General features: G+C 38.0%; 16 protein-coding genes. 11 read left to right on the forward strand and 5 right to left on the reverse strand.

Going from position 1 to position 18,032, the window contains the following annotated elements:
• Positions 1–69: 69 nt before the first annotated feature.
• Positions 70–1,350, reverse strand: coding sequence for a dipeptidase (locus RGQ13_RS08190; protein ID WP_348393066.1), 1,281 nt, complete (start codon positions 1,348–1,350; stop codon positions 70–72).
• 56 nt (positions 1,351–1,406) lie between these two features.
• Positions 1,407–2,660 (reverse strand): dipeptidase, encoded by a 1,254-nt coding sequence (locus tag RGQ13_RS08195; protein WP_348393067.1) that lies wholly within the window; start codon positions 2,658–2,660, stop codon positions 1,407–1,409.
• A gap of 202 nt (positions 2,661–2,862) precedes the next feature.
• Between RGQ13_RS08195 and RGQ13_RS08200 the strand changes: the two genes are divergently transcribed.
• Positions 2,863–3,867 carry a helix-turn-helix transcriptional regulator gene (locus RGQ13_RS08200; RefSeq protein WP_348393068.1) on the forward strand — a complete coding sequence of 335 codons (1,005 nt, stop codon included), beginning with the start codon at positions 2,863–2,865 and terminating at the stop codon, positions 3,865–3,867.
• Positions 3,868–4,064: 197 nt separating this feature from the next.
• Here the strand turns inward: RGQ13_RS08200 and RGQ13_RS08205 are convergent, their stop codons facing one another.
• The gene (locus RGQ13_RS08205; RefSeq protein ID WP_348393069.1) at positions 4,065–5,306 is read right to left on the reverse strand and encodes a dipeptidase; all 1,242 of its coding nucleotides are present in this window, start codon (positions 5,304–5,306) and stop codon (positions 4,065–4,067) included.
• A gap of 190 nt (positions 5,307–5,496) precedes the next feature.
• Between RGQ13_RS08205 and RGQ13_RS08210 the strand changes: the two genes are divergently transcribed.
• Entirely contained in the window at positions 5,497–6,486 is a 990-nt protein-coding gene (locus tag RGQ13_RS08210; RefSeq protein ID WP_348393070.1) for a helix-turn-helix domain-containing protein, read from the forward strand.
• A gap of 60 nt (positions 6,487–6,546) precedes the next feature.
• Here the strand turns inward: RGQ13_RS08210 and RGQ13_RS08215 are convergent, their stop codons facing one another.
• Positions 6,547–7,839: a dipeptidase gene (locus RGQ13_RS08215; protein ID WP_348393071.1), complete on the reverse strand. Its 1,293-nt coding sequence runs from the start codon at positions 7,837–7,839 to the stop codon at positions 6,547–6,549.
• 428 nt (positions 7,840–8,267) lie between these two features.
• Between RGQ13_RS08215 and RGQ13_RS08220 the strand changes: the two genes are divergently transcribed.
• Positions 8,268–9,146, forward strand: a complete 879-nt coding sequence (locus RGQ13_RS08220) for an SDR family oxidoreductase (RefSeq protein ID WP_348393072.1) — start codon at positions 8,268–8,270, stop codon at positions 9,144–9,146.
• A gap of 121 nt (positions 9,147–9,267) precedes the next feature.
• Here the strand turns inward: RGQ13_RS08220 and RGQ13_RS08225 are convergent, their stop codons facing one another.
• Positions 9,268–10,167: a LysR substrate-binding domain-containing protein gene (locus RGQ13_RS08225; protein ID WP_348393073.1), complete on the reverse strand. Its 900-nt coding sequence runs from the start codon at positions 10,165–10,167 to the stop codon at positions 9,268–9,270.
• A 108-nt stretch (positions 10,168–10,275) separates the two neighbouring features.
• Between RGQ13_RS08225 and RGQ13_RS08230 the strand changes: the two genes are divergently transcribed.
• The 8 genes from RGQ13_RS08230 (at position 10,276) to RGQ13_RS08265 (ending at position 17,943) form a co-directional block, all read left to right on the forward strand.
• A complete protein-coding gene (locus RGQ13_RS08230) occupies positions 10,276–10,722 on the forward strand; it encodes a DoxX family protein (RefSeq protein ID WP_348393074.1) in 447 nt (148 codons plus the stop codon).
• A 182-nt stretch (positions 10,723–10,904) separates the two neighbouring features.
• Complete coding sequence (locus tag RGQ13_RS08235) at positions 10,905–11,756, forward strand: pirin family protein (RefSeq protein ID WP_348393075.1); 852 nt, start codon at positions 10,905–10,907, stop codon at positions 11,754–11,756.
• A 15-nt stretch (positions 11,757–11,771) separates the two neighbouring features.
• On the forward strand, positions 11,772–12,977 hold the full coding sequence (locus tag RGQ13_RS08240) for a bifunctional alpha/beta hydrolase/OsmC family protein (RefSeq protein ID WP_348393076.1): 1,206 nt from the start codon (positions 11,772–11,774) through the stop codon (positions 12,975–12,977).
• 436 nt (positions 12,978–13,413) lie between these two features.
• The gene (locus RGQ13_RS08245) at positions 13,414–13,860 is read left to right on the forward strand and encodes a DoxX family protein (RefSeq protein WP_348393077.1); all 447 of its coding nucleotides are present in this window, start codon (positions 13,414–13,416) and stop codon (positions 13,858–13,860) included.
• Between the two features lie 73 nt (positions 13,861–13,933).
• Positions 13,934–14,674 (forward strand): pirin family protein, encoded by a 741-nt coding sequence (locus RGQ13_RS08250; protein WP_348393078.1) that lies wholly within the window; start codon positions 13,934–13,936, stop codon positions 14,672–14,674.
• Positions 14,675–14,718: 44 nt separating this feature from the next.
• Positions 14,719–15,312 (forward strand): malonic semialdehyde reductase, encoded by a 594-nt coding sequence (locus RGQ13_RS08255; RefSeq protein ID WP_348393079.1) that lies wholly within the window; start codon positions 14,719–14,721, stop codon positions 15,310–15,312.
• 49 nt (positions 15,313–15,361) lie between these two features.
• The gene (locus RGQ13_RS08260) at positions 15,362–16,345 is read left to right on the forward strand and encodes a glutathione S-transferase family protein (RefSeq protein WP_348393080.1); all 984 of its coding nucleotides are present in this window, start codon (positions 15,362–15,364) and stop codon (positions 16,343–16,345) included.
• A gap of 611 nt (positions 16,346–16,956) precedes the next feature.
• Entirely contained in the window at positions 16,957–17,943 is a 987-nt protein-coding gene (locus tag RGQ13_RS08265; protein WP_348393081.1) for an AraC family transcriptional regulator, read from the forward strand.
• Positions 17,944–18,032 lie beyond the last annotated feature (89 nt).

Here is an 18,032-nt window from a genome sequence, read left to right on the forward strand (position 1 = left end):
AAAAGATATTATTGGAACAATAATGAACGAATCCCATCGGCTTTGCTCATTAGTGCAAGAAAGAATAATTTATTTCCAGTTGGCTTTATATACGCGTAGTAGGTTTTCGCCTAAGAAGCCACGGATTTCAACTTCACTCCAACCATGATCTTGCTCAAGAATGGCTACGATATCCCAAATGTGTTCAGAAGCGATATTAGTTGCTGGTGCGCCAAAGCCTTTTTCTGGAGGAAATACTTCATATTGACGTACACCTTTCATAAAGAAGTCACTGGCGTTGTGCATATAATCGGTGGCATAGCAGGTTTTATCTTTACCGATTAAATTGGCCGTATAAACAATTTGTTCAACCAATCGTTCTGGCGAAGAGTCTAAGTCTTCATTCATAAATATACCAACCCCAACACTACAAATAGCGCCACCAGTAGAAGCAACTGCTTTCATTGCTTCATCTGACATATTACGACCCATAACTTGTAACTTGTCAGGGTTAGAGTGTGATGCAACAATTGGTTTGGTACTTGTTTTTGCCACATCCAGACAGGTTTGGTTAGATGAATGCGAACAATCCATTACCATGCCGAGTTTATTCGCTCTTTGCACCATCTCTTTACCTAAGTTGGTTAAGCCAGATGCTTGTTTAGAACCACCGCCAGCAAGGGCGTTGTCGTTGTTATAGATCATGTTGGTAACACGTACGCCGCGTTTATACGCTTCATCTAATTGCGATGGGTCATCAATGGCATAGTCGGTGCCCTGAGTGTTGAAGATAACCGCAATTTTTCCGTCTTTTTTTGCTTGTAAAATTGAATCAACCCCATCAATCAACACAAAGTCATCGTTACTATCAATAATTTTTCGAGAGCGATCTAATCGTTCCATCACTGGCATTTCACCATCACCTGGGTAAGCAAAGGCCGTAACTGAAACGGCAGACGCACCGGAATCTAAATTACGCTGTATGCCATCGGCAAATGTTACCTCTGGCATCCACACCATACCAACCGAGCCAATCATTACTGAGTTTATATAGATGGCATCTTGGTATTTTGTTTGTGCTTTTTTAGCACGTGTTTGTTGCTCTTTACTGCGGCTTAAATCATAGGCTTCTCCTAAAAATTTACCACGTTCTTGTAGTTGCTGTTCGGTTTTACCGCGCGGGTTCCATAACGTTGCTTTAGTATCAACATTACTTATTACCTTGCCATCTACTTCATATTGGTCGGCAGTAGCACTGTAACCTTGATGAACGCCTGTATTTTGGACCTTTGCTTCGTCGCCCGCATTATAACTAAATGAACTGAATGCAACAGACATGGTTAACGCTAGTATGGTTATTTGGGTTTTCATAAAAACACCTTAGGGTTTATTTCAAGATTAAATTGTGTAATTCAATGACTGATTTATTACTTCCAGTTAGCTTCATAAACACGCATTAGGTTTTCACCTAGGAAACCAGTTATTTCTTTTTCAGACCAGTCATACTTACTTTCTAGTATTGCAGCCACATCCCAAATGTTTTCTGGTGCAATGTTGCTAATTGGTGCGCCAAACCCAAGCTCAGGTGGGTATACATCGGTATTACTTACATCACGTTTGTAGAAATCTAAAATGTTGTGAACATAATCAGTTGCGAAACATACGCGTTCTTTACCAATCAATTCAGCAATATAGACAACATGTTCTACATATCGCTCTGGTGATGCATCGGCTTCTTCATTCAAGAACATACCAACACCTGTAGGGCAAACGACACCGCCCGTTGATGCAACCGCTTTAATCGCTTCATCTGACATGTTACGAGATACATCGTATAACGCTTGTGAATTTGAATGCGTGGCAATAATTGGCTTAGTTGCTATTTTTGCAGCATCAATTGCGGCTTGATTTGATGAGTGAGATACATCAATTAAAATACCGGATTTTTGCGCTTCAACAACCCACTGTTTACCTAAGTCAGTTAAACCTAAATCTTGTGTTGAACCACCACCTGCTAACATATTGTTGTTGTTGTAGGTAAAGTTCATTGAACGTATGCCGTGCTCGTATGATTTATGCGCATGGCCCGCTAAATCGTCAGCAACGTAATCTGCCCCTTGAGTGTTGTACATAACCGCCATATTACCTTCAGCTTTTGCTCTGCGGATATCGGCAACGCCGTTAACTTTGATCATTCCTTGATCTTCAATTACTTTATCAGATGCTTTTGTAACGCTATAAGCACTACCACCTTCAGGAATTGCCGCAGGGAAGGCGTAAACAGTACCTCCAGTCAATGACATGCCCGCATCTTGGTTGCGTTTTACACCCTTAGTAAATGATTCATAAGTGTTACCAATAATACCGACAGACGAAGGCAACATAGAATTAATTGCAATGGCATCTTTGTATTTAGCTCGAGAGTTATCAGCGCGAGCTTGCTGCTCTGAGGTACGGACTAGGTCGTATTTTTCGGCTAACCAAACAGCTCGTTTGATTAGTTCTTCTTTGGACTTTCCGCGAGGGCTCCAAAGGTTCGATTTGTAGTCTACATCAGATACAAAACCAGCTTTAGCGTTCCAACCATTCTTAACGTGTTCGTGTTTTTGACCTATGTCATGCGCATTTACTGAAAAAGCTATTACTACTGATAATCCTAATGCGATTTTACTTAATTTCATAAACGTACCTCGTTGTTGATAGTAATGTTAATCTTGGTAAGCAAAGAACATGGCGTTTGTCCTTGTACCGTTGATGATTTCATTCTACAGTTACAACAGATTAAAAATTACCATTAGATGCCGCTTGTCTAAAGGTTACAAAATTTTTACATGTTAAATACGTTTAACAACACATTTACATTCGTCAGTTTAGGGAATTGGCATGAAACGTTCGTTGCATTTGATTGACTCTACAGTAGCTATGCCGGTAATTCGTTATCTGCAGCACATAAATGCACCTGTTATAGATTTGATGGAACAAGCAGAAATTCCATTGTCGTTATTAGAAAATAAAGCACAAAAGCTGCCAGCGTATCCCTGGTGGAAGTTAATGCAACTTGCTTATGATCAAACTCAAGATAGGGCGTTTGGATTTCATATCGATGAGCAGCAAAAATTATCGATACTTGATCCAATAATGCAACAAATAAGCCATCAATCGAATAGCGTTTATGATGCACTGGTAAATTTTATTTATATGCGTAATAGCGTTTCGTCACATGGTAAGTTTTGGTTGACTAAACAAAGTAAGGGCGCTTGGTTTATCCGTGGACGAAGTGAATTTGACCCGAAATACGGTGTGGTTCCAATGGAGCAGGTTGTATTTGCCAATATGCTGCGCTTGCTTAGAGTGTTCACTTTGAAGAAGTGGTCACCTAAATTGATCACCTTAGTTCAGCAAGATAAGCATAAAATATTTAAGCAATATTACCCTCATGCAATGATTTCTGAAAATAACTTATATACCGGATTCTATATTCCTGATTCAATTTTAGGCAAATTGAACCCACAATTGCTAGGGAAACAAATTGTCACTCAAGGCGAAGCAATTTTGCCGGAAACCTTTGCTGAAACATTATATCAGGCACTGTTGCCTTATCGACGGGTTAAGTTACCCGAACTAAAAGAAGTACCCGAAAAAATAGGCTTGTCGTTAAGACAAATACAGCGACGACTCGCAAAAGAGGGCACCAACTATAAAGAAATTATTGCGCGAATTCGTTTTGAGTTCGCTAAAGAATGGTTACTTAATTTTGACTATAAAATTACCGACATTGCTACTGCGTTAAATTACAGCTCTCCTGGGCATTTTACTCGCGCATTTAAGCAATGGAGTGGGATAACGCCAAAAGATTATCGTAATTTACCCAGCGTAAAGAAACGATAAATCAATTTAGAGCTCACTTATTTTAATGTATCCGCAATGTTGAAATATTAGTTGAAGTCTATTTACAATAAAATAAAGTAAAACGCCGCTAAGAAATTTAGCGGCGTTTTATTTTTAAGTTTGATAACTAAGGGCTTTTATCGCCTTCGATCATTATCTTAGCTATCAATTGAATTGTCAGTGAATTAATTTGGTTATTAACTTTTTGACCAAACTTGTTTGTATACACGTAACACGTTTTCACCAAGTACGCCGCGAATATCTTGCTCAGACCAACCGTATTTTTGCTCTAATACTGGTACCGCACCCCAAATGTCAGAAGCAAAAGCTTGTTCAGCCGGTGTTGCATAACCAGACTCTGGTGGGTAACGCTCAGGGCTACGTACGATTACTTCAAAGGCATCGGCTAGGGTGTGAGTAAAGTCTGCAGCAAAACCTACGTGTTTACGACCGTCTAAGTCAGTGTTTTCACTGATAACTGTTGCCACATAATTAATCGCGATAGCAATGTCTTCTGATGAGGCTGTACCTTCATCATTCATAAATGGGCCTAAGAATGTCGGTGAAATAGTTCCACCAGTTTTGGCTATGGCAATAATCGCTTCATCTGAAATATTACGTGATACATCGTGCACACCTTGTGCGTTAGAATGCGATGCTATCATCGGCAATGTAGTAATTTTAGCGGCATCTAAACAGGTTTTATCTGATGAATGAGAACAATCAACAATAATATTATGTTTGTTGTACATTTTAACCAGGGCTTTACCCGTATTTGTTAAGCCTTTATCGGCCTCTGTACGGCTTTTGTTACCACCGGTAGCTAAGTGGTTGTCAACGTTATAGGCAAAGTTGGCGGTTAAAATACCCGCGTTCTTCATCTCAATAACCTGATCTTCCATAGTCAGTGGGTCAATAAAATCTGAGCCTTGAATATTGTACACTACGCCTAATTGTTCATTTTTCTTGGCGCTATAAATATCTTCGACTGAATCGACATGCATAGTGTGATCCAATGAGTCAACAACAGCTTTTGCACGTATTGCATTGTCCACTGGAGAGGCACCAACTAACTTAGCATCACCGTTAGATACGGTTGCTGATTCTAGAGTAATGTTGTGCTCATAAGAGTTCCAAAGTGCTTGTTCATAAGAGGCTTCATCGGCGCCAGCAAAGCCTGCGGTAGTTACGTGCAATGTGTTTATCACTATCGCATCTTTATAACGTTTAATAGTGGCATTATCTTTTGCGCGGTCTTCTTCAGTGCGTGGATTTGATACATCAACCAAGAATTTAATACGCTCGGTAATTTGTGCATCAGTTTTACCGTAAGAGTTGTAGTACTTACCATGTACATCATCGGTAAGTTCGATTTTTGCAGCCATTGCACCGGCAGAAAATACGGCTGCTACTGTTAACGCTAATATTGATTTATTCATGGTAAATATTCCTATTTAATTTAAGATTTATTACTATTCCAAGTAACCTTGTATTTAGTCCTTGAAAATTTCTGAAGCTATAATAGGATGAAGGTAACGATTTTGGTTTACCATTTTGCGCCATTACGTTTGGTTACAGAATTGTTAATACTTCATCACTGAAGCCGTGTTGATAACGAGCAGGGGTATTATGGCTAGTACACACTTATTGAGAGCGAAATTAATTTACCCGATAATTGAGGTTTTGCGGGAAATTCATGCACCTGTACACAAGGTGCTAGAGCAGGCTCATATCCCCTTTGATATTGAAAATGATGAAGAGTTACTGATTGCTGGTATGGCACTTAGGAAACTGATGGCGATTGTTGAACGTGATTATAAAATGCCCGCACTGGGTTATCGAATTGTTGAATTAGGTGGCTTGGAGCATATTTCCAATATTGTTGAAAAGATGAAAGTTGAGGGCGAAACGCTATTTCATTGCCTGCAAATTTTTTGTGAGTCGGTTAATGCTATTGTTAATGAAGCAAAAAATTGGACCGAGAAGACCAGTGAAGGAGTTTGGCTTTGTCATCAGTCCACTGAGCATTTACCATTAGGTAAGAATGTGATGGAGCAATACGTTATTGCGGTGTTTGTATCTCTAGTTCGCATCTATGCTGGTAACTCCTGGCGGCCACAAATGGTATGGTTTGAGCGGCTCGATGCAACGGCGGATCAAGCGGAAATGATCTTGGGTACACAAGTATTTCGGGGGCAGTCTTGTACTAAGGTTTTTATCGAACACCAGTATGCGTTAAAACCAAACCCATTTAAGCAAAAACAAAGTGAGATCAATCTTGAACAAATAACTCTAGGAAAATTCAAAGACACGCTGCAAGCAATGCTAGCGCCACACTTTAAAAGCTTTGTCCCTTCTATTACTGATGCGGCGCTGATCACCGGTAAAAGCAAACGCAGCATTCAGCGTTACTTGCAAAATGAAGGGTTAAGCTATCGAGATTTAATAGGGAAAATGCGCTTTGATATTGCCAAAAAACGTTTATCAAAGAGTGATGATACCGTTGTAGAAATTGCCGCTGATCTAGGCTATAGCTCTATTGCGCATTTTACCCGTGCGTTTAAACGTTGGCAGGGAATGACGCCAAGCCAATTTCGACAGAAGCAAAGTGTAAAATAAAACGGAAAAAAATCAGAGCAGTGGAAACTGCTCTGCTTGTCATTGTGTTTGTTGATCATTTTATTGCCAGTTAGCTTTATAAACCCGAATGAGGTTACCCCCCAACAAGCCTTTGATTTCATTTTCATTCCAACCGTAAATTTCTTCTAGTGCTCGTACTACGCCCCAAATTTCCCCTGGCATACCCATATGAGATGGAGAGGCGTAACCCATAGATTCAGGGAATGCATCTGGATTGTTTAAAATCCACATTAATGTACCTGCGTAGTTATATACAAAGTCTGAACCTGCGCAAACGTGCTCTCTGCCGGAAATATTACCTACATATTCAATATGTTTGGCAATATCCATAGGGCGCGCCATACCTTGCGGGTTTAAAAAACCGCCGATAAAGTTAATGCAAATCGCACCACCAGTTGCAGCAACAGCTTTCATTGCTTTATCTGAGTTATTACGACCAATGGGTTGTAAAGTAGCGTTATTTGAATGCGACATTATCATTGGGCGCGAGGTAATTGATGCTGCGTCAAAACAGGTTTGATCTGATGAATGAGAACAATCAACCACCATGCCAACCCGGTTCATTTCATTAATGGCCTGCTTGCCTAAGTCGGTCACACCATCATTACTGCCATCTTCATTTGAAACAGTACCACCACCCCAAATATTGTCTTGATTGTAGGTGAAGTTAGCGGTCCTTAAGCCTAAGTTATAGTATTTTTCAATATTGCTAATTTCGCCGCCGAAGGCATTCATACTTTGAAAGTTATAAAATTGCGCTAATTTTCCTGCCTTTAAGGCTATATCAAAATCAGCCACGCTTTTAATTTGATGATACCGGTCACTATTATCACTAATGTATTTGTTAAAGGTTTCAATCCTATCAAATACTTCTTCAACGGATTTATCACTACCATTTGATACCGTTACCGACATTGAAGTGAATTGGTTTTCACGAAAATGCTCCATATATTCTTCGTACTGCTTCATGGTGATGTCTGCTGGAAAACCAGGTGCTGCAATCACAATGGAGTCGATATTATGGACGCCTTTATATTTCGCCATCATTTCTGCATCGCCGACCATTTCGGCTTCTGAGCGAGGATGCATTACTTCTAATAAGTAATCGACAAACTTTGGAAATTCATTTTTATCTTTTGGACGTGGTTTGATTTCAAAATTTACTGGCGGCGTTAGATAGTCTCGTTTACTAAGCTCGGCTTTTTCAATTGCTGAAGGCCCTGTATCTGCTACTGGCTCAGCCTTAGCTGTAGTTTCTGAGCTTGCTGTTGCACAAGCTGTAGCGGTAACTACCAAAGCAACTGTAAGAATATTGTAGTTAAACTTCATCATATTTAGTCTTTCCCATGCTAAATGATATTTATATTTAAGGATTGTTATTAGTGACTTGCCGAATTCACAAATAAATCGACAGTTACCTATAAATATAGTCGGTCAAAATTTTTATACTTATTATTTAGTGTAAATTGTTTAACAACTTACATAAGTTGGTAAGTTATTGAAGCTCTGCTTGAAAATAAATGTGCAAAGTATAAAGCGGCCCGTTATTAACGGGCTGTTTGCTTATTCGTTTCAATTATATGCAACACTTCTTTAGAAATTCCTGTTAGTTCAAATAAATTGAATTGAATCATCAAATCATTGCGTTTTTTTTAATCAATAGATTACATTAATATACCTCCATCGAACGAACACTACACACAAAAAGGCGCATAGCCTTAAGGTAAAACGAAATGTTAAAATCACTTTGGAGAAAATTTATGAACAATCAAACTACATTAATCATTGGTGCAGCAGGTAATAACGGTGTTGCGACTATCGATGCAATAATTAACAAGAAGCAAACAAAAGACACTATCCGTGCAGCGGTTCGTAGCGCTGATAAAGCCGCTGAACTTAAACGCAAGTTTCCAGCAATTGAAACTGTGATCATTGATCTTAATAAGCCAGAAACATTAACTGCCGCATATCAAGGTGTAACTAAGGTATTTATGATACCTGGCAATGTTGAAGAAAGAGAGCAACATGCTAAGAATGCAATTGATGCTGCAGTTCAAGCAGGAAGTGTTGAACAATTTGTATTTTACTCAGTGTTTGGCGCTGAATATGAGTCAATTTTATTTGGACGTCAATTTAGAGCAGGTGAAAAATACCTAGAGCAATCAGGCCTTAACTGGACTCACTTACGCACAATATTCTTCCAAGATAACTTCTTTGGTTGGGCTGATGGAGTTAAACAAGGCGGATTATATTTTGGTATTCGAGAAGGTAGCTTAGCCCCATTAAATGTTGCTGATATTGGTGAAATTGCAGCAAATATTTTAACAACAGTTGGCCATACTAATAAAGCCTATAACATTACCGGTCCAGAATTATTAACTGGTGATGCAATGGCTCAAGTATTTGCTGATGTAACGGGTAAAGAAGTTGCTTATATTTCTCCTTCGCAAGAACAAACGTTAGATTCGCTATTATCAACCGGCTGGCCACAATGGCAAGCAGAAGGTATGTTGGAATTATTTGAAGTGTTTGCAACTAATCAAGCGGCAGTTATCAGCCCTGATGGTGAGACATTACTAGGTCGCCCTTTAACAACTCTTAAAGAGTTTATCTCACAAAACAAAGCGGCGTTTGTGTAAAACAATTTAATAAAAGAGATATAATAAAAGCCAACCTATAGTTAATAGGTTGGCTTTTTTGCTTCATGGATGAAGGAATGCAAACTGCCAAGGGCGGCAATAAGTTTTGTCGCAAAAATTACTATATTAATTTATCCGATATAGCCTGTATTTTTTCAATAAACCAAGCGAGTGCTTTGCCTTGATTATCTTTATTCCATGCCATTATCAACTGGTTAGTTCTGCTCTCATAACTTGCTAGCTGTAAGGAAACAAGTTCCCCAGATTCAAGCTCATCCTGAATGCGGTGAACCGGCAGAAATCCGATCCCTACACCTAGTAGATGAGCTTCTATCTTTTTTTGCACAGTAGGTACAGTTATACGTGATTGTCCATCGAGTAGACCCTCTGAACGACTAGGTAAACCTCGAGAACTATCGGCAACCACAATCGAAGAGTATTGCTTTATTGCTCTGTCTGAGATCGGTACTGGTTCATCAACTAACGGATGATCTTTTGCAACGGCAAAGACAAAGTCAATTTCACCTAACGATTGTACGTTAAAGTCTCTATTATGGGACTCACCTGTAGCACCAATAATGAGATCTGTGCTATCAGCAATTAAAGAGTCCCAAGTGCCGCCTAGTACTTCTTCAGTTACTCGAATATTTATCCACGGGTATTCCTGTTGAAACTGAGCGATTAATGCATAAATAGGTTTGAATAATAAAATACTGTCAATACAAATACGCAACTCTGCCTCCCAACCATTAGCTGATTGTTGAGCCAGCCGTGTAAGTTCATCGGTCGCTTTTAAAATTAACCTGCCTTGATCGATAAGCATTGTTCCAACGGGAGTTAACTGTGCTTTACGCTTTGAACGATCAAATAACTCAACGCCAAGATCTTCTTCTAGTTTATTTACCGTATAAGAAACTGCAGACGGGACACGAAAAAGCTCGTCTGCGGCAGCAGCAAAGCTTTTCTTACGTTCAATTGCGTCTAGTACTTTTAACGCATCAAGTGTAATGGGGGAATTCATACATCAATCCTTTTGAATTAATTGTTCAAATTTGATCGTTATTATTCATTAACTTCTTTAAATATAATAGCTTCATTATTCAGAAACATCGAACTTAGGAAAAATATTATGAACATTTCATTAATCAAAAAATTAGTTTCAACTGACGCAGGATTTTCAACTTTAGCACTTAGATTTCCAATCGCGTTTATTTTTATTGCTCACGGCGCACAAAAACTATTCGGTTTATTTGGTGGTTACGGTCTTGAAGGCACCGGCCAGTGGATGGATTCAATCGGCTTAGAGCCAGGTTATTACATGGCATTATTAGCCGGTAGCGCAGAATTCTTTGGTGGCTTAGCTTTATTAGTTGGTTTGCTGGTTCGCCCTGTGGCGCTGATGCTAAGCATTACTATGCTAGTTGCCATCTTTAGTGTTCATTTTACTAATGGCTTATTTATGGCTGACAACGGTTATGAGTTTGGCCTGGCATTATTCGCAGTATCAATTTCATTAATGATGAGTGGTGCAGGAAAGTTATCGCTTGATAACCTTTTAAAGCAACGCTTAGGTTAGTCACAGTGTCCATCAGCTATATTTAACAGCAGTTGAAGAATAAAATTAAAGAAACCCAGATACTGTAATTGAGCTATCTGGTTTTTTTAAAAGGTAATGGGTGCATGTACATATTCAAAGAAACTAATATTTGAATGCATACAGTAACGTCAATCAAATCATATTAAATAGGCAAGATAATAATGGCTAAGGTACTTAAAGCAACAGAGCATGATATAGGCGGTTTAGATGTTAAGCGCATTTTACCTCATCAACAAAAGCGTATGGTTGGGCCGTTCATTTTCTTTGACCAAATGGGACCGAGTAACTTTCCAGCTGGGCAGGGGATTGACGTTAAACCTCACCCTCATATTGGCTTGTCGACACTTACGTATTTATTTGATGGCAGTATTTTACATCGAGACTCACTTGGTAATAATTTAGAAATATTTCCCGGTGATGTTAACTGGATGACTGCTGGCTCTGGCATTGTACATTCTGAGCGAGAGACATTTGAAGTCCGTGGCAAGCAGCATTCAGTGAGTGGTTTACAGTGCTGGGTGGCGTTACCTGAAAACATGGCAGAGATTGCTCCTTCTTTTACACACGTTAAAAAGCAAAGTTTACCAACAAGCATAGAAGATGGCGTAATGATGAGAGTTGTTGCGGGTGAAGCATATGGCTTAAGCTCGCCAATAAAAACGTATTCAGCAATGTTTTATGTAGATGTGCTCGCAAACAAAGGAAGTGAATTAGCCATCCCCAATCCTGCGCAAGAAACAGCAATATTCATAGTGTATGGCAACATCATCATTGATGGCGAAACATTTGGGCCTAATCAATTTATTCTTTTAGAGCCTGGAGATAGTCACATTACGCTGGCTGAAAACTCTCGCTTTGTTATGTTAGGTGGCGATAAGTTTGAAAAAGTACCTTTCATTTATTGGAATTTTGTATCGTTTAATAAAGAGCGTATTGCGCAAGCCAAAGATGATTGGAAAAAACAGCGCTTTGCCAGCATACCTGGTGACGATAAAGAATTTTTTTCACTTTAAGAAAAGGGTAAGAACATGCGACAAAAAGTTGACTTTATGAGTAACGGCACTCGTTTGTCCGGCTTGTTAGAATTTCCAGCAAATGATGTGAAAGCTTATGCATTATTTGCTCATTGTTTTACTTGTGGTAAAGACATTGCTGCTGCGTCAAGAATTTCTCGTGCCTTAGTTGAAAAAGGTATAGCGGTATTACGTTTTGATTTTACTGGGTTAGGTAATAGTGATGGCGATTTTTCTAACACAAATTTCACTTCTAACCTAGAAGACTTAAGATCCGCAGCCGAATTTTTAAAAGAAAGTTACTTGGCCCCGCAGTTACTTATTGGTCATAGCCTAGGCGGTGCTGCCGTGCTCGCGGTAGCCAATAGCATTGAATCTGTAAAAGCCGTTGTTTCTATAGGTGCTCCAGCAAAAGCTGATCATGTAATACATAATTTTCAGGACAGTCTTGATGAGATAAACCAAAACGGCATTGCTAAGGTAAAGTTGGGCTACAGAGAGTTTGCAATCAAAAAGCAATTTATTGATGACTTAAATGACAATAGTAAAGATGACTTTGCTCTTAAAGGTAAAGCGCTCTTAGTTTTGCATAGTCCTATGGACTCGGTTGTGTCAATTAATCAAGCTGAAAAAATTTACGCCAGTGTAAAGCATCCCAAAAGCTTTATTTCATTAGATAAAGCAGATCACTTTTTGTCGAATAAAGACGATGCAGAGTATGCTGCAACGGTGATCGCCAGTTGGGCTAATAAATATATTGAAGTAGAAAGCTCAGAGCAGCAAAACTTATTAGCTGATACAGGTAGTATTATTGTGTCTGAAAAGAATCATAAATTTACTCTGAACGTGGTTAGCGATAGCCATTATTGGTTAGCTGATGAACCTATAAAAGTGGGTGGAAATAACCTTGGACCAGATCCTTATGAACATTTATTAGCTGCACTAGGTACCTGCACGGTAATGACGTTAAGAATGTATGCGGATCATAAAAAAATTCCGCTTGATGATATTAAAGTGACATTAAACCATAGCAAAAACTATCATGAAGATTCTCAAAACTGTGAAGAGAAAGAGGGCTATACAGAAGTCATTAACCGTCAAATAAGTTTGATAGGAGATATTACTGATGAACAGCGTAGTAAACTTTTAGTCATCGCAGATAAATGCCCTGTGCATAAAACACTTCACAGTAAGTTAAAGGTTCTTACTAAAGTGTTTTAACAAGCTATGCTTGGCTAAATACACGTGTTATCGGTATGCTGAATTGATATGAGTTGTGTATTTAACTGGTTAAGCGCATTGTTCGATAAAATCAGCTATATTGAAGTGCCCCCAACAGTTGGACTATCCAATTGCTGGGGGCTTTTTTTGTCCAAACATAAAAGAACATATCAAATTTCATGTCGTCACCTCCTATATCACCGCTTTATTAATTACTCTTAACACTCAAAAGACGATGCCAGTATAGGTTTAACCTATTGATCCAAAAGACTTTAAATATGGCTAGCTACTATAGGTCAAAACAATTGAACTTAATCATCAAAACGTTGCGTTATTTTTTGTTTCTATTTTATTTTATTATCTCTGCATCAAGTTATTAAGACTTACATGCAGCGGCTTACAGCCTCATTTTAAAATTTTAAATATTGGACAGAATATGAATATTTCATTAATCAAAAAATTAGTTTCAACTGACGCAGGATTTTCAACTTTAGCACTTAGATTTCCAATCGCGTTTATTTTTATTGCTCACGGCGCACAAAAGCTATTCGGTTTATTTGGTGGTTACGGTCTTGAAGGCACCGGCCAGTGGATGGATTCAATTGGTTTAGAGCCAGGTTACTACATGGCATTGTTAGCCGGTAGCGCAGAATTCTTTGGTGGTTTAGCTTTATTAGTTGGTTTGCTGGTTCGCCCTGTGGCACTGATGCTAAGCATTACTATGCTAGTTGCCATCTTTAGTGTTCATTTTACTAATGGTCTATTTATGGCCGACAACGGTTATGAGTTTGGCCTGGCACTATTTGCGGTATCAATTTCATTAATGATGAGTGGCGCAGGAAAGTTATCACTCGATAACGTAATCAAGCAACGATTAGCTTAATCAGTATGAAAGATGTGACCGTTACAAGATAACGGTCGCTAAATCGCAATAACTTTATAGAAGAGACATTATTATGAACGCAGATTATCAAAAGATCAGTGCCTCAGAATTACATTATTTACCTAGTAGTCACATGCACCCAGCAAATACACGTTTTCATTTTTCATTTGCTAATTACTACGATCCTGCTCGCATGGGCTTTGGTGCGTTAAGAGTTTTCAACGATGATGATATTAAGCCTCACGATGGTTTTGGTCGCCATCCTCATAAAGACATGGAAATCATCAGTTATGTGGTTAAAGGAAAATTAACCCATTGGGATAGCGTAACCCAAAAAGAAGAAACAATTGGCCGAGGTCATGTACAAGCAATTTCAGCTGGCTCAGGTGTGTGGCACTCAGAAATGAACAAACAAGGTGACTGGTGTCGTTTTTTACAAATTTGGGTTATGCCACCAAAACGAGGCGGTGCTGTTCGCTATAACCATAAAGGGTTTGAGTTAAAGGACCGAGAAAATAAATTATTACACATTGTTGGTAACCCAAAAAATAAAGATACCTCTCCTTTGTATATCAATGCAGATGTTAATTTATATGCTTCTGAGCTAACAGACTCTTACGCAACCGTTGAGTTTGAATTAAAGCCAGGTCGTCAGGCTTATATTAATTGTGCTGAAGGCAGTATGCATATTGAAGGTTACCCCGCGCTTAATGAAAGAGATTCATTAGAGTTAAAAGAGCCAGGAAAACTAAAGTTTTCTTTAAAAGGCAATAATGCACATTTCATAATTATTGAAATGAAAAAAAACAAATAATATTAATTTATTATTCACAGTAACTTACTTTGTAGGAAATCAACATGTCTAAATCTGTTAGCAACAACGCATTAGAACAAGCGTTTATAAACGCACGTACTTTTAATTCTTTTAGTAAAACACCCGTACCAGATGAAATATTAAAACAACTTTATGAACTGATGAAGTGGGGGCCAACGTCAATGAACAGCCAGCCCGGGCATTTTGTTTTTGTTAAAACAGATGACGCTAAACAACGTTTAAATTCAACACTTTTACCGGGCAATAAAGAAAAAAGTTTGGCCGCACCGGTAACCGTTATTATTGCTAGTGACACTCAGTTTTATAATCATTTGCCAGAGCAGTTTCCGGCAATACCTAACGCAAAAGAAATGTTTGAAAATAACGCAGAATTTAGTCAAGCAACAGCAGAAAGGAATAGTTCAATGCAGGGCGCATATTTAATTATTGCATCTCGCATGTTGGGTTTAGATTGTGGTCCTATGAGCGGCTTTGATAATAACGCTGTTGATGCCGAATTTTTCCCTGAAGGTAGATACAAATCTAACTTCTTAATTAACTTAGGTTACGGCGATAAATCTGGTAACTATCCGCGTGGACCTAGACTTAGCTTTGATCAAGTAACCCGAATTATTTAATCGATTGTTAAGAACGAACATACATACAGAGTAGACAAAGAGAATCCTTATGACATCAGTAAAAAGCAACTGGAATAGCAGTATAAAAGACGGTGAATATCAACGTAAAGAATCACAATTTAGAAATTGGATAACACCAGATGGTAGTGCAGGTATATCAGGACGTGGTGGTTTTCAAGCAGAAGCTGACCGCTATCATTTATACGTGTCATTAGCGTGTCCATGGGCGCATCGCACATTGGTTTTTCGTCAACTAAAAGGGCTGGAAAATTTAATCTCTGTAAGTGTGGTTAATCCTGATATGCATGACAAAGGCTGGAGCTTTAAGCATGATGCAGAGTCTGCAAAACTTTACGGCACAACAGGTGATGATTTATACGGTGATGAATATATTTTTGAAAAGTATTTAGCACAAGACCCACAGTACACTGGAGTTAATAGTGTACCGGTACTATGGGACAAGAAGAATAAGGTGATTGTAAATAACGAATCATCTGAAATTATTCGCATGTTCAATAGTGCGTTTAACGACATTACTGGCAATACCTTAGACTTTTATCCTGAACGTTTACGCACTAAAATTGAAGAAGTAAACGAATTGGTTTATCACAAAATCAATAATGGTGTATATAAAAGTGGTTTTGCTACCACGCAAGAAGCGTACGATAAAAATGTAACAGAGCTATTTGTTGCGCTCGACGAAGTGGAACAAATATTGGCTAACAATCGTTATTTAACCGGCGATGAATTAACTGAAGCTGATTGGCGACTATGGGTGACATTAGTTCGTTTTGATTCCGTTTATCATACACACTTTAAGTGTAACTTGAGATTGATTGAACAATACAACAACATTTATAACTTTATGTTGGAGTTATACCAAATGCCAAATATTGCTAAAACGGTAAATGAAGCGCATATCAAACGCCATTATTATGCAAGCCACTTGTCGTTTAACCCTTACGGTATTGTACCTATTACACATAAGCAAGATTGGACAGAGCAGCACAATAGGAATAAGGCGTTCAAATAATTTGCAGCTATTCAATCCAAACAGTCCTGCCTACGGGCTGTTTGTATTTAAACACCTACTATTTAATAGTACTAAAAAAAGCGCTGAACGATAAATCGTTCAGTGCTTTTTATTCATGGAAAAATTATATGCAGAAATGCCATGGATGGCGTACTTTCTGCTTTATTCATGGAAGAATTATATGCAGAAATGCCATGGATGGCGTACTTTCTGCTTTCTTTGATTAGCCATCATTTCGATAGGCTAATATAAGTTTTAATGAAGGATTTCTGCAACAGTGGTTAAAACTAACTATTACACTTACTTGAGCCATTCCTAACTATATCTGTTTGATAAAGTTGCAAAGTTTTAGCTTTAATTGTTTATTTATTGAAGTATAAAAATAGATCTTTCCGTAGAAATTTTACAATGTCTTAAATTGCATTTAAAAAGTCTGTAATTGATAGGTGGATAATATTTAAATCTGTAAAAATGCACCAGTAATTATACTGTAGGTATAAAGTTATATAATACAACGTATAACTTTAGGTTTTTTCAATAACTTCACCAAATAAGTAATAGCATAGTTATAATGAAATTATCCTCAGTAGGCTTTAACCGAAAGGAACGTGATGTATACAACAGCATATAACAATATAAAACTGGTTCAACGTGCACTGAAACGAATTGATTTTGATTTAAACAAAATGTTATCTGAATATAAGTTTGATTTTACCCCATATAATTCTGGTATGGACAGGGTACCTTGTTCACTTGCTCATGAGTTTTATTTAAAGGTATTGCAATCTATTCACTGTCCTAATTTTCCTTTTGAAATATCAAAAGAAATTAATCCATCGGCACTTGAATCACTTGGTGTGTCATTACTTTTTAGTGAGTCTTTAACCGCATTTATTCAGCGTTTAGAAAAGTTCTCTTTGATCAGTTCTGATAACTCCAGCTTTCAATTTGAACAAGAACTCAAACGTTTGACCTTCACTATTTTTCAAGTCAAAAATCCTACCGTCGAAGCGTTTTTACAAATTACGTCTGTAGTCGCTCTAGATAAACTCATTAAACTTGCTTATAAAAGCGATTTTAGTTTTGCAAAGATTCAATTGCAGGGCAATGTATTGTCCGAGCATAGGAGTTTATATTTAGACTATTTTCAATGTGATATTGAATTTGATGCTGAACAAACTAGGGTGTATTTTCAGCAAGAAGATTTAAGTTCCGGCTTTATGTTGAGTAACGAATTAATTGCCCATGAGCAAGATTTGAAATCATTGGAATTAGTGTCTTTGTTAAATCAAGGAGATTTAATTTCACAAATAAAATTATTAATTACAAAACTACTGCCTACAGGTGAATGTTCACGCGAGAAAATTTCAAGTTTACTCAATATGAGTTCAAGACTTGTTCATCGTAGGCTAGAGAAACTAGGTATAACCTACAAACAAGTTCTTGAAGACGTCAGAAAAGAGCAGGCGTGTATTTATTTAAAACAAAATAAATCCATCAATGAAATATCCTATCTTTTAGGTTATACCGATGCGAGTAATTTTACCCGCTCCTTTAGAGGTTGGTATGGCGTACCACCTAAAGAGTACAAAAGTTAATGTGCTTTGGGGAAGTCATTTTGGTACTCATCAGGGAGCTTTCTAGCTCTGTTATTTTTATTCAAATTTTATAAAATCCTATTCAAATT

Source organism: Thalassotalea psychrophila (genome assembly GCF_031583595.1).
Lineage (GTDB): Bacteria > Pseudomonadota > Gammaproteobacteria > Enterobacterales > Alteromonadaceae > Thalassotalea_A > Thalassotalea_A psychrophila.